We start from the raw sequence: 13,310 nt of genomic DNA on the forward strand, positions 1-13,310 counted from the left end.
GGGTTATCCCGTGAATACTATTCAAACAGCAGCAGTGATAAAATTACCATCAGCCCTAATTTTATTTACCGGGGTGTTGCCGGCTACAACAGTAATAACTGGAACCTGAATTTTTCCATCGTTGGTAACACTATTTATGTAAAAGGGGCCAGCTCAAAAAACGATTATCGGTTTAATACCGGTAATTATCGCTTAACGCTTGCTAAACGATTTAATCCAGGCCCCAGGTTGAAACGAAAATTAAAATGGCTCGACCCCAAACAACGTTAGTATGAAAGGTTTGAAACGATTACTGCTGCTAGTAGTGCTGATTGTACTTGGTTATTTGTGCTGGTATATATGGAACTCTTTTCCGATAATTACCGGTTACAGTGCTAAAATGGCCTGTTCCTGTATGTTTCTTGGACAACGTAACCTGGGCTCAGTAGAAGAGCAGGAATTGGGGAATTTTCCGTTAAAGCTTGCTAAACTCGAACTTAATAAAGATAGTTCGGTCACTGCTTCTATTGCCGGTATGGCCAAACAGACAGCATTGTACAGGCCTGGACTTGGATGTACCCTTGTGAATGAATTATCGAAAGCACAAATCAAAGCGCAATCCTGGTTATTGCCTGCCATTCCTCTGGTAAATCCTGATACACTAAACTGGCCGGCCGGGGACCGAATTCCGGTGGATACTGCTGGTTTGTTCCACCTGGCGGCGGACAAGGAAGCCATGCTTCGGACGGCTGTTCAGGCTGCATTCACCGATCAGCAGCCAGACCAACCCCTACGTACCCGTGCAGTGGTAGTAGTTCATAAAGGCAAACTGGTGGCCGAACAGTATGCGCCCGGTTATGACCGGCATCACCGTCAGCTAAGCTGGTCAATGGCAAAATCAATAACCGGCACCCTGGTTGGCATGCTGGTAAAACAAGGCCGGCTTACAATCAATCAGCCGGCACCGGTAAAAGAATGGCAAAATGCCGCAGATGCGAGGGCGGAAATTAGTCTTGAGAACCTGCTGCAACAGACCAGCGGACTGGATTTTGAAGAAAACTACAGTAAGTCTACCGATGCTACCAATATGCTTTTCCGGAAAGCAGATATGGCCGCCTACACGGCCGCACATCCATTGAAAGACAAACCCGGAACACAGTTTTATTACAGCAGCGGAAACAGTAATATTCTTTCTGGAATTATACGAACCACTTTAACAGACAGTTTTTATCACCGGTTTCCCTACGAGCAGCTGTTTTACAAACTGGGCATGTACAGTGCTGTAATGGAAGTGGATGCCTCGGGAAATTTCGTAGGCTCTTCCTATGTATTTGCAACTGCCAGGGATTGGGCCCGCCTCGGAATGCTTTACCTCCAAAAAGGCAATTGGATGGGAGAGCAGCTCTTACCGGAAAACTGGGTAGCGCTTGCTACCAGGCCTGTTTCGGTTGCACCTATGGGTGAGTATGGATACCAGGTTTGGCTAAATGCCGGTTCTGCCGAAAATAGCGCCCAACGAAAATTTCCTGAACTGCCGACCGATTTATATTATTTCAGTGGTTTTGAAGGACAGTATGTCTTTATCATTCCTTCCCAAGAACTGGTAATTGTGCGTCTTGGACAAACCGCCAAATCTGCCTGGTTTAATTCCCAGTCTTTTGTGAAGGGAATAATAGAGGCAATTGAATAAGACTATTTATTAATCGGGACTAGTTTCAAACAAACCGGGCTACCTGCCTGTATCGTTCCGGGCAATACCGTCAGCGTTCCTTTTTCTTTATCCCTTTTAAAAAGTGTAATATCATTAGAATCCTGGTTCGCTACCAATAACAACTGCCCACTTGGATCAATAACAAAGTTTCGGGGTTTTTTACCCGGCAATTCCTGAAACCCTACCAGTTCCAGCATGCCGGTTTTTTCATCTATGGCAAAGATGGAAATATTATTGGCTTCAAACCGGTGAGAGGCATATAGAAATTTACCATCGGGCGAAATATGAATATCCGCACTCCCCCTGGTACCCTGGTAGTTTGCCGGGTGTGCATCAACGTGCTGGAATTTTTCCAGTTTTCCGCTGCTGTATTTCCAACTACTGATCGTTCCGCCCATTTCCTCTATGACATAGACCCATTTGCCGTTGGGATGAAAATCGAGGTGTCTTGGCCCACTGCCATCGGTGATTTTAGCGAAACCCTGTTGAGTGCCACCGATCGGCATGTTTTTCTTTTCATTGAACGAATAGATCATCACTTTGTCGGTGCCCAGGTCTGGCACCAGTAAAAATTTGTTATCCGGGGTAAAAATGGTTGCGTGCACATGCGGTTTGTCCTGTCTTTTGGGGTTCATTCCCTTTCCTTCGTGGTGTACCAGTTGATACTGATCGGTGAGTTTTCCTTCTTTATCGAGGGCATAAGTGACCAGGTTTCCTCCACCGTAATTTCCAACTGCTACCCATTTCCGATTTTCTGAAACTGCAATATAACAGGGGCCGTCTCCCCGGCTTTCTTTCTTATTTAGAAAACTCGCCTTCCCGGTAGCAGGATCCAGTTGGTAGGCACTGATCATTCCCTTGTGATCGGAGCCACCTTCCGAAACTGCATACAAAAACAGGCCGTCTTTAGAAACCGCCAGGTAAGAAGGGTTTTCAATTCCTTTAATAATATCTACCAGGGTAGACGTACCGGAAGGAACAGAAAGTTTGTAGATATAAATTCCCTCGCTTTGGCCATTGGTGTAGGTGCCGGTGTACATATAATAATCCTGCGAATAGGCCATAATTGAAACATATAAGGTAAGCAATAACAGAATGGATCGTTTTTTCATATCGGTAAATTAGGCAATTATATAGATCAGCAGGCAAATCAATGCAACTGTTAGCGCCAGTAGCACCGGTTGTATTTTTATCCATCGGCGTTGGCGAAGTTTTTCCTTTTGTTTCCGATGAATGAATTCCAGCAAGTGATTATCCGTACCAGCAATTTGAACAAGCTGCGGCAGTAGCCTGATCCAGTAGTTATAGGCCAACGGATCCATAGATCTTAACTGGATTTCAATAAAATCCTGTACAAGCAGCGGTTCTGCGCTTTCCTGTAAAACCAGTATATGGCGGGGGCTCATTAATTGGCCCAGTTCCCGGAAAAGGGCTTCCTGGTTCATCCGGAAAACATCCATGCCGCGTACCTGGTCTGCCATTTTCTGGGCCTCCCGGATCAGCAGGCGGGGTGTTATGGTCACCGGGGCTGCATACCGGTTCTGGTAGCCCGGGTTCTGCCATCTAATTTGATGGTATTCGCTTCGTTTAACCGGGTTGGAAAGAATGGTGTAGGCTTCCTGAACTTCTCTAAAATGCTGAACAGCCAGGATATTACCGGTATTTTTATCAGGATGGTAGCGCATGGCCATCTTTCTGTAGGCCTTTTTGATCTCCTGTTCATTGGCGTTGTACGGCAGTTCAAGTATCTGGTAATAATCTTTCACCGGCATACTACGAAGATAAAGCATTCCTTTTTTTAAGAAGGCTTATAAGAAATGCCAAATCCTGCCGTTCTTTGTATGGAAAATCCAATAGAAAATTGCAAATGGTAGTGAAAATGACGTCAAGGTTTGTAGCGGGCAGCTTTACTGTGTTGATAGCAGGTTTATTATCCTGTGGTACTGCTTCGGTGAACTCAGCCCCGGAAACAGAGGAACAGTCCGTATCGCCGGCACCGGCTGCGGAGCAGCAGGAAGCGGAATTGGCTAAACCGGTGTATGACAGCAGCGCAGGGTCAATTCTGGCCAGGAAGCAGGTACCGGTATTGTGTTACCACCAGATAAGGCCCTATAAACCGGATGATAGTCCCACTGCTAAGGCATATATAGTTCCTCCTGCCATATTCAGCGACCAGATGAAAGCGCTGCACGACAGTGGGTACCAGACAATATTGCCCGATCAACTCATGCACTATCTATTATCCGGGCAGAACCTGCCCGAAAAAGCAGTGCTGATCAGTTTTGATGATGGCTGCGACGAGCAATATGAAATTACCCGCACTATTCTTGATCCGTATAAAATGAAAGCCGCTTATTTTATTATGACGGTGGCAATTAATCGCCCCAATTATATGAAAGCAGAGCAGATAAAAGCGCTGGCTGATTCGGGGCATTCTATCGGCTTACATACCTGGGATCATCACAACGTAAAAAAATATGTGGCAGATGATTGGGTTAAACAGGTGGAGAAGCCAAAAGCCGTACTGGAAAAAATCACCGGCAAGCCGGTTACCTATTTTGCTTATCCATTCGGACTTTGGAACCCTGAGGCCATTCCGCATTTAAAAGCAAAGGGCTTACAGGCTGCTTTTATTTTATCCACCACGCGTGATCAGGCTGATCCGCTTTACACCATCCGTCGTATCATAGTGCCGGGTACCTGGTCAGGTACCCAGCTTTTGACACGTATGAGATCCGGTTTTTAATCAGGCTGTTTCTTCAGCATAAGAACTTACAGGCTCACAGGTACATATCAGGTTCCTGTCGCCATGCGTGTTATTTACCCTGCTTACACTTGGCCAAAACTTGTTTTCAAGAACATAGGGAAGGGGGTAGGCAGCAGCCTGGCGGCTATACGGCCTGTTCCATTCATCGGCCGTTATTACAGCCTGTGTATGGGGGGCATGTTTTAGTACATTCGTCGCTTTATCGGCCTTTCCTTCCTCAATGGCAGAAATTTCTTGACGGATAGATAATAACGCATCACAGAACCGGTCGAGTTCGGCCTTGTCTTCACTTTCTGTGGGTTCAATCATGATGGTACCCGGCACCGGGAAGCTTAGCGTTGGGGCATGGAATCCATAATCCATCAATCGTTTTGCAATATCTTCCGCTTCAATGCCAGCCGAGGTTTTAAACGGCCGCAGGTCTACGATAAATTCATGGGCACAGGTACCGTTTTCACCAGTATACAAGATCGGGTAGGCTTTTTCCAGCCTGGCTTTCATATAATTGGCATTGAGAATGGCATATTCCGTTGCGGTTCTGAGTCCGGCAGCGCCCAGGAGCTTACAATACGCATAACTAATCAGTAATATAGAGGCTGAACCAAAAGGGGCAGCAGAAACGGCTCCTGAATTTTGCGGATTGGTAGCGCCGGTAGACCAGTGGCCGGGTAAATGACCAGCCAGGTGTGCTTTTACGCAAATCGGTCCCATTCCAGGGCCACCGCCGCCGTGCGGAATAGCAAATGTTTTATGGAGGTTAAGGTGGCATACATCAGCGCCGATCAATCCAGGTGATGTAAGTCCTACCTGTGCATTCATATTGGCGCCATCCATATATACCTGTCCGCCGTATTGATGTACGATTTCGCAAATTTCTTTTACACTTTCTTCATATACACCATAGGTACTGGGGTAGGTAATCATGGTGCCGGCTAAAACATCTTTGTATTGTGCTGCTTTTATTTTGAAATCAGCTACATCAATATAACCGTTTTCCAGCGCCTTTACAACTACTACTTTCATTCCGGCCATTACCGCAGAAGCAGGGTTGGTACCATGTGCTGAAATGGGAATCAGGCATACATTTCTATGGCTGTCTCCATTGGCCAGGTGAAAATTCCGGATCGTTAAAAGCCCGGCATACTCACCCTGTGCACCGCTATTGGGTTGCATACTGCAGGCATCAAAACCAGTGATGGAACAAAGGAACTGGGAAAGTTCGGTTATTATCTGCTGATATCCGCCGGCTTGTTGAACAGGTGCAAAGGGATGCATTTTGCTCCAGTGCGCCCAGCTTAAAGGAATCATTTCGGTGGCTGCATTCAACTTCATGGTGCAGCTTCCTAGTGAAATCATGGAGGTATTTAAAGAGAGGTCTTTATTTTCCAGTGATTTCATGTAACGCATCATCTGGCTTTCGCTCCGGTGCGTATTGAACACCGGATGTGTCAGAAAAGTGGATGTTCGGGTAAGGGTACCTGGTATGGTATCCAGTACGGCTTCGTAGTTGAAGGTAAGTCCGGCTACATCTTTTCCGGCTGCTGTAGCAAAAACATGCAGAATGTCGAGCAAATCTGCCTGGGTGGTGGTTTCGTCCAGGGAAATGCCAATGCTGTTATTTTCGTAGCGGAAGTTTATTTTCTGTTGTTCTGCCAGTTCGCGGATTTTGCCGCTATCGGAGGCCTGTACCTGCAGCGTGTCAAAATAGCGGGCGCTTTCCAAAAGATAGCCCAGGTCATTCAGGCCTTCGGCCAGTGTTTTGGTAAGTAGGGCCACTCTTTTAGCGATCTGTACCAGACCATCCGGCCCGTGGTACACGGCATACATTGCTGCCATATTTGCCAATAAGGCCTGTGCAGTACAAATATTGGAAGTGGCTTTTTCGCGCTTGATATGCTGTTCTCTGGTTTGCAGTGCCATACGCAGGGCGCGGTTGCCGGAAGCGTCTACACTAACGCCAATAATACGGCCGGGTAAGGCCCGTTTGAATTCATCTTTTGCACTGAAGAAAGCGGCATGTGGTCCACCATATCCCAGAGGAACACCAAAACGCTGGGCCGAACCCAGTGCCACATCTGCTCCCAGTTCTCCGGGGGGTGTCAATAAGGTTAATGCCAGTAAATCGGTTGCCATTGCTACAAATCCGCCCACTGCATGTATGGATTCAATAAACTGCCGGTAATCTTCAATGCTTCCCTTGCTGTTTGGGTATTGAACCAATGCGCCGAAATAGCTGGCATCAATTACGGCATCTTTATAATTACCGGTTACTACTTCTATTCCAATTGGAGTAGCCCGGGTGTAGATAAGGTCCAGTGTTTGTGGAAATACAGCTGCATCCACAAAAAAACGGGGCTGATTGATTTGTTCTGTCCGGTTAACATGGTGGAAAAACATATTCATTGCTTCCGCAGCTGCAGTTGCCTCATCCAGTAAGGAAGCATTGGCCAGGGGAAGCCCCGTTAGGTCGGCTACCATGGTTTGGTAGTTCAGTAAACTTTCCAGGCGGCCCTGGGAAATTTCGGCCTGGTAGGGGGTATATTGGGTGTACCATCCCGGGTTTTCAAACACATTACGAAGTATAACGCTGGGGGTAATGGTATCATAATACCCCTGGCCGATAAAGTTCCGGAATACCTGGTTTTTCATGGAAACAGCTTTCAGATCGCGCAGGTATTGAGCTTCGCTTACTGCATCAGGTACGGCCAGGGCTTCCTTCATCCGGATACTTGCCGGAACTGTTTTATTGATCAGTTCGTTCAGCGAACCAGCGCCGATAGCAGCCAGCATACTTTCAGTAGCATTCAGGGTTCCTATATGGCGACCCAGAAATTCATTCGACTGTGCTTGAAATAAATTCATAATGTGTGCGGTTAAGCTTTTTGGAAGTGCAAAGTTACAATTTGGCAACCAGACGAACGCTTGTTTGTGTAACCTTTTCTCCATCCGGGCCCTAAGCGATCGGGTGGATGGAGTATATTTGGGGCATGGAAGCCTTACCTCAAAACTGGCCAAAAAAATCAGCGGAAAAGCAGAAACAGTTTAAACGGATGCTGGAAACAGCTCCCAAAAACAAGGTATTAAAGGCGCTCCCAGAATTACATGAAGAAGCTTTTGAACAGGTTAACTGCCTGGATTGTGCGGCCTGTTGTAAAAACTATTCACCCCGGTTCAAAACCACCGATATTAAACGACTTAGTAAACGATTGGGCCTGAAAGAAAGCAGGTTTATTGAACAGTACCTCCGGCTCGATAAGGAAGGGGATTATGTTACCAAAACAGCTCCCTGTCCTTTTCTTGGTGCAGATAATGCCTGTAGCGTATACGATAGCCGACCGTCTGATTGTGAACGTTTCCCTTATACCGATGAAGATGTATTGCTGAAGCGCATTCCGCTTACCCTAAAAAACAGCAGTTTTTGTCCGGCCGTATTTCTGGTGCTAGACAATCTTTCACTGAAATTAAAATAAAGACCTGTCTCAAAAACGGGTTCACTGCCCGATATTTGCGCCTATGGCGCATTTACCTGTATTAATAAAAGACCTGGCTTTAATTCTGGGAGCCGCTGCCATTACTACCTTATTATTCAAACGTCTTAAACAGCCTCTTGTACTGGGGTATATTATTGCGGGCTTACTGGTGGGGCCTAATTTTAATTTTTTCCCCACTATCGGTGATACAGAAAATATTAAGATATGGGCGGAGATCGGTGTGGTGGTATTGCTGTTTAACCTGGGCCTTGAATTCAGTTTTAAAAAACTAATGCGGGTAGGCGGGTCTGCTTCAATTGCCGGAATTTTTGAAATTACCGGTATGTTTTTGCTGGGTTATACCACCGGTTCCATACTAGGCTGGTCTACCATGAACTGTATTTTCCTGGGGGGTATTATTTCGATTTCTTCCACCACTATTATTATTCGCGCGTTTGAAGAGCAGGGGTTAAAATCAACCAGTTTTGCCAGTATGGTAATGGGCATGCTGGTTATTGAAGACATTGTAGCGGTTTTACTAATGGTTCTATTATCAACGGTTGCTGTTAGCCAACAGTTTTCCGGGTTGGATTTATTGATAGAAGTGGTGAAGCTGGTATTTTTCCTGAGCCTTTGGTTTTTGTTCGGTATCCTGGTTATACCCAGTTTTTTCCGGTGGGTAGCCCGTTGGATGAATGAAGAAACCCTCCTGATTATTTCCCTGGGCATGTGTTTGGGCATGGTAATCCTGGCCACCTATGCCGGGTTCTCTGCCGCCCTGGGTGCATTTATTATGGGATCCGTACTGGCCGAAACCACCCAGGCAGAGGCTATTGAACACCAGATGCAGCCTGTAAAAAACCTGTTTGGGGCTGTTTTTTTTGTGTCGGTGGGTATGTTAATTGATCCGGGCCTGTTATGGGAATACCGCGTTCCGGTAATTATCATTACAATAGCCGTTATACTGGGTAAAACCATCAATATCACGATCGGGTCCTTTATTTCCGGCCAGCCACTTAAACAAAGTCTGCAGGCAGGAATGAGTATGTCGCAGATCGGTGAATTCTCCTTCATCATTGCTACACTGGGTGTAAGTTTAGGAGTAACTTCCGATTTTTTATACCCGATTGCCGTAGGGGTTTCTGTAATTACCACTTTTTCGACCCCTTTCATGATCAAGTCAGCCCTGCCTTTGTATAAATGGCTGGATAAAACACTGCCATTAAAATGGCGGAATCGCTTAAACCGATATAGTACGGGGGCGCAACAGATACCTGCCGACGCAGACTGGAAAATGGTATTTCAAACCTATTTCTATGCTATTGTACTTAATTCTGTTATTATCCTGGCCACTATTTTTCTGGCGGTAAAATTTTTGGATCCATGGCTGGTAGCGTTACTTAATCAGCCGATAACTGCACATATAGTTACCGTTTTAGTAACCCTACTGGTAGCTTCTCCCTTTATCTGGGCCCTTACCATCAAAAAACTTCAACGCGGTGCATACACCAGCTTATGGTTAAACCAGCAGGTAAACCATGGCCCACTTGTAATGGTGGAAATTCTGCGCAACCTGTTGGCTGTATTTTACCTGTTTCTCCTATTAAACCAACTGTTTACGGTGGTAATAGCCATTGTTGGGGCCGTGGTGGTATTAGCCGTTGTATTATTTATTTTTTCACAACGTTTACAGGCTTTTTATGCGCGAATTGAGCGTCGGTTTATGTCTAACCTGAATCATCGGGAGCTTACGGCTAATTCGGGTGCCAACAGTACCCTCAGCCCTTGGGATGCCCACCTTGCTTATTTTGTCATCAGCCCCGATGCCGACTGCCTTGGAATGGATCTTGAAACATTGGCCTGGAGAGAGAAGTATGGGATCAATATCGCGTCTATTGAAAGAGGAAAAAAGATGATCACTGCTCCCCAGCGAACAGAAAAAATATTTCCGTACGATAAGCTGGCTATAATTGGTACCGATCTTCAGTTGCAGGTGTTCCGGCCAGTGGTGGAACCTGAAGCCTTATCTGGCTTAACGGAGGAGGAAGAAGAAATTCGCCTCATGAAAGTACGGGTTGATGAACATAATCAGCTCAAAGGAAAAACCATTCGCAATTCGGGCATCCGGGAAAAAACCAATGGCCTGGTAGTTGGTATTGAACGTTCCGGGCAACGGATCCTGAACCCAGCCTCTACTACAGAATTTGAATGGGATGATATAGTTTGGATTGTTGGCGAACGTGAAAAAATCGTAGACCTGATCAAAGCGGATTAGGTATTAATATTCCATTTTTCTCAGAGACGGCGCTTTAAACCAGGTTAGGATAACCACCAGCAAGGTCATGCTTCCGCCGAATACAACCGAAGGAACAACGCCCAATAGCCGGGCCGCCACACCACTTTCAAACTGGCCAATTTCATTACTGCTGTTAATGAACATGCTGTTTACGCTCATCACCCTGCCCCGCATTTCATCGGGTGTTTTTAGTTGGAGAATAGTGCCCCGGATAACCACACTGATTCCATCGAGCAAACCGGAAAGCAGGAGGGCAATAAAGGATAGCCAGAATGTTTTCGACAGGGCAAAAAGGATAATACAACAGCCAAACCCACCAACCGCATAAAACAGTTTTTTACCCTGTGCTTTTTTCATGGGAAAAAAAGTAAGGGTAAGGATAATAATAATAGCGCCGATATCCGAGGCGGCATTTAACCAGCCAAAACCAATCGGACCTATCTTTAAAACATCTTTTGCAAATACCGGTACCATAGCAACTAATCCACCAAATAATACCGCAAAAAGATCAAGGGTTAACGCGCCTAATACTTCTTTGGTGCTTACCACAAAGCGAATGCCTTCTTTCACACTTTCCCAGGTTTTCTGTTGCCCGGCTTTAGGAGAGGGGGGCTTGGGTAATAACCGGTAAATAGACAGGAGCCCAAGAGCAATCAAACCACTGATCACCCAAAGCGTACCGGTTGAATGAAATGCAGCAATTATAAATCCACCGGTTGCATGACCTGCTACGGAAGCTGTTAGCCATACTCCCTGGTTCCAGGTAATGGCATTGGCCAGCAGCGGCCTGGGAACCATTTGCGCAAGAATTGCAGAGAATGAAGGCCCGGTAAAGGATCGGATTATTCCGGTACAGAATATTACGCAATAGATACCCGTTACCAGCAGCGATTTAGTGCTTCCGTTTTGAAAGGAATAGGATAACAACAAGAGCAGGCAGGCCGCTGTCAGGTATAAGCTAACACCCTTTAAAAGTAATTTTCGCTTGTCAGAGAGGTCAATGATATGCCCGGCATACAGCGCCAGTGAAATAGCCGGAACCGCTTCTGCCAAGCCCACCAGTCCAATTGCCAAGGGATCGCCGGTAAGTTCATACAACCACCATCCTACCAGGGTTGACATCATTCGTAACGCCATGATAAAGCTAAAACGCCCCAGCATCAGGTGCCTGAATTCGGGAAGCCGCATACTGGCCAGGGGGTCTTGCTGGGCCTGTTGTATTGTTTGTGTATCCGTCATGCAATAAGCTTATGGAAGTGCAATAAAGTGCTGGCCGTTATCATAGTCTTTTTCCAACGCATCCAGGATGGTGTTTACATGTGTTTCATTGCCCAGGAAATCGGCGTTGGAGGCGTCTACAAACAAGGTTTTGATATTGTGCTGTTTTATATAATGGGTATAGGTTTCCTGTATGGAAAACAGGTATTCATCCGGTATGTTCTGTTCATAGGAACGATTCCGTTTCCGGATATTTTTTTGCAGTTTCTGCACGGGTGCATGTAAATAAATCAGTATCTCTGGCTGAATCAATTGCTGGTGAATTATTTCAAAGAGTCGCTGGTAAAGATGAAATTCCTCTTCCGGCAAATTCACTTTGGCAAACAAGAGACATTTGGTAAAGAGGTAATCAGAAATGGTAACCGAATGAAACAAATCCTTGGTATGAATCAATTCTTTTAACTGTTTATATCGTTCTGCCATAAAAAACAACTCCAGGGGAAATGCAAACTGGCCGGGGTTTTCGTAGAATTTGGGAAGAAAGGGATTGTCTGCAAATTCTTCCAGCACCAGGCGGGCATTGTAATGCTTGGCTAAAAGATGCGCCAGGGTGGTTTTTCCGGCGCCAATATTTCCTTCTATGGTTATATAATGATAATTCATGTTGTTAGTTTCTTAACAGGGAGCGGATCCTGGCAGACCAGCAATAAGTCCTCTATGCTTTTCTTAAGCACAGGGTGCAGCAGGTCTGGCGCCAGTTCGTTTAGAGGCTCCAGGGCAAAACGCCTGTTCGGAAGCTCTGGATGGGGTAAGGTAATATGGCCACTGGTATGAATTTCCTGGTCATATAACAAAATGTCTATATCAATGACCCGGGGACTGTATTTATAAAGTCTTTTTCGGCCGATTTCTTCCTCTATACCCAGGATTGTTGTCATTAGCTCAGCTGCTTTCAGCTGCGTTTCCAGCTGCACAGCCTGGTTCAGAAAGGGTTCCTGGTTCTTATTACCCCAGGCGGCCGTTTCATAAAGGGCGGATAAACGAACCGGATTGCCTGCCTGCCTGCGGAGCAGCTCCACTGCCTGTTTAAGATATTCCTCCCTGTTTCCAATATTCCCTCCCATCAACAGATAGGCTGTATGCATAGATTCTGTACTTTACAGGCTCAAATATCAGTCAATCCGATTTTTAACCAAGCGTTCGTATGGCACAATTCTTTAAATACTTTTTTGCGGCGTTATTGGCGCTCATTGTTTTTAGTGTCCTGGCATTCTTTATTCTTATCGGCCTTGCAGGTGCCCTGGCCAGCAAAGATGCGGTGCAACTTGAGGCGCATTCTGTTTTATACCTCGATCTCAGCAAACCTTTGATTGAACAATCAAAAGAAAACCCTTTTGCGGCATTAAGCGGGGAGGAGCCCTACACACAGCCGGGTGTATACGACCTGGTGCAGTTGTTGAACCATGCCGAGGGCAATGACCAGGTTGATGGTCTATACCTTAAAATTGGTGGTAATGCAAATGGGTTTGCTACCAATGAAGAAATCAGGAATGCCCTCGGGCGTTTTAAAGAAGCCGGCAAGTTTGTTCTTGCCTATGGCGATGTTATACCGCAACAGGCTTACCATGTAGCTACCCAGGCAGAAAAAATTTATTGCCACCCGAAAGGCGGACTGGAATGGACCGGCCTTGGCCTCGAATACATTTTCTTCAAAAAAGCATTGGATCGGCTGGAAATACAACCGCAGATTTTTTATGCAGGTAAATTTAAAAGCGCTACCGAGCCTTTCCGGGAAGAAAAAATGACCGAACCCAATAAACTCCAAAGTAGGGAATTACTGGAAGGTATCTATGGTCATCTTCTTCAAAC

The 13,310-nt window shown here is 45.9% G+C and carries 12 protein-coding genes; 6 read left to right on the plus strand and 6 right to left on the minus strand.

The window, feature by feature from the left end:
- Positions 1–270, plus strand: a 270-nt coding sequence (locus A1D16_RS18160; protein ID WP_290712137.1) for a hypothetical protein, incomplete at its 5' end; no start/stop codon positions are given.
- A gap of 1 nt (position 271) precedes the next feature.
- Positions 272–1,669, plus strand: coding sequence for a serine hydrolase (locus A1D16_RS18165; protein WP_290712140.1), 1,398 nt, complete (start codon positions 272–274; stop codon positions 1,667–1,669).
- A gap of 2 nt (positions 1,670–1,671) precedes the next feature.
- Here A1D16_RS18165 and A1D16_RS18170 read toward each other — a convergent pair whose 3' ends face one another.
- Together A1D16_RS18170 and A1D16_RS18175 are read right to left on the minus strand one after the other, a co-directional pair.
- A complete protein-coding gene (locus A1D16_RS18170) occupies positions 1,672–2,802 on the minus strand; it encodes a lactonase family protein (RefSeq protein WP_290712142.1) in 1,131 nt (376 codons plus the stop codon).
- A gap of 9 nt (positions 2,803–2,811) precedes the next feature.
- On the minus strand, positions 2,812–3,480 hold the full coding sequence (locus tag A1D16_RS18175) for a J domain-containing protein (RefSeq protein WP_290712145.1): 669 nt from the start codon (positions 3,478–3,480) through the stop codon (positions 2,812–2,814).
- Between the two features lie 89 nt (positions 3,481–3,569).
- Here A1D16_RS18175 and A1D16_RS18180 point away from each other — a divergent pair, with 89 nt between their 5' ends.
- Positions 3,570–4,436, plus strand: coding sequence for a polysaccharide deacetylase family protein (locus A1D16_RS18180; RefSeq protein ID WP_290712147.1), 867 nt, complete (start codon positions 3,570–3,572; stop codon positions 4,434–4,436).
- Here A1D16_RS18180 and gcvP read toward each other — a convergent pair whose 3' ends face one another.
- Positions 4,437–7,319, minus strand: coding sequence for an aminomethyl-transferring glycine dehydrogenase (gcvP, locus tag A1D16_RS18185; protein ID WP_290712149.1), 2,883 nt, complete (start codon positions 7,317–7,319; stop codon positions 4,437–4,439).
- Positions 7,320–7,444: 125 nt separating this feature from the next.
- Between gcvP and A1D16_RS18190 the strand changes: the two genes are divergently transcribed.
- Both A1D16_RS18190 and A1D16_RS18195 read left to right on the plus strand, forming a co-directional pair.
- Positions 7,445–7,927: a YkgJ family cysteine cluster protein gene (locus A1D16_RS18190; RefSeq protein WP_290712151.1), complete on the plus strand. Its 483-nt coding sequence runs from the start codon at positions 7,445–7,447 to the stop codon at positions 7,925–7,927.
- Positions 7,928–7,970: 43 nt separating this feature from the next.
- Positions 7,971–10,202: a cation:proton antiporter gene (locus tag A1D16_RS18195; RefSeq protein WP_290712153.1), complete on the plus strand. Its 2,232-nt coding sequence runs from the start codon at positions 7,971–7,973 to the stop codon at positions 10,200–10,202.
- A gap of 3 nt (positions 10,203–10,205) precedes the next feature.
- Here the strand turns inward: A1D16_RS18195 and A1D16_RS18200 are convergent, their stop codons facing one another.
- The 3 genes from A1D16_RS18200 to folK are packed head-to-tail and all read right to left on the minus strand — an operon-like array spanning position 10,206 to position 12,586.
- The gene (locus A1D16_RS18200) at positions 10,206–11,462 is read right to left on the minus strand and encodes an MFS transporter (protein WP_290712155.1); all 1,257 of its coding nucleotides are present in this window, start codon (positions 11,460–11,462) and stop codon (positions 10,206–10,208) included.
- Positions 11,463–11,471: 9 nt separating this feature from the next.
- Complete coding sequence (locus tag A1D16_RS18205) at positions 11,472–12,104, minus strand: deoxynucleoside kinase (RefSeq protein ID WP_290712157.1); 633 nt, start codon at positions 12,102–12,104, stop codon at positions 11,472–11,474.
- Positions 12,101–12,586, minus strand: coding sequence for a 2-amino-4-hydroxy-6-hydroxymethyldihydropteridine diphosphokinase (gene folK, locus A1D16_RS18210; RefSeq protein WP_290712159.1), 486 nt, complete (start codon positions 12,584–12,586; stop codon positions 12,101–12,103). Before folK ends, A1D16_RS18205 begins: the two co-directional genes overlap by 4 nt.
- Positions 12,587–12,645: 59 nt before the next feature.
- Between folK and A1D16_RS18215 the strand changes: the two genes are divergently transcribed.
- Positions 12,646–13,310, plus strand: a 665-nt coding sequence (locus A1D16_RS18215) for a S49 family peptidase (protein WP_290712161.1), incomplete at its 3' end; no start/stop codon positions are given.

The organism is Flavihumibacter sp. CACIAM 22H1 (assembly GCF_001601815.1).
Taxonomy (GTDB): Bacteria; Bacteroidota; Bacteroidia; order Chitinophagales; family Chitinophagaceae; genus Flavihumibacter.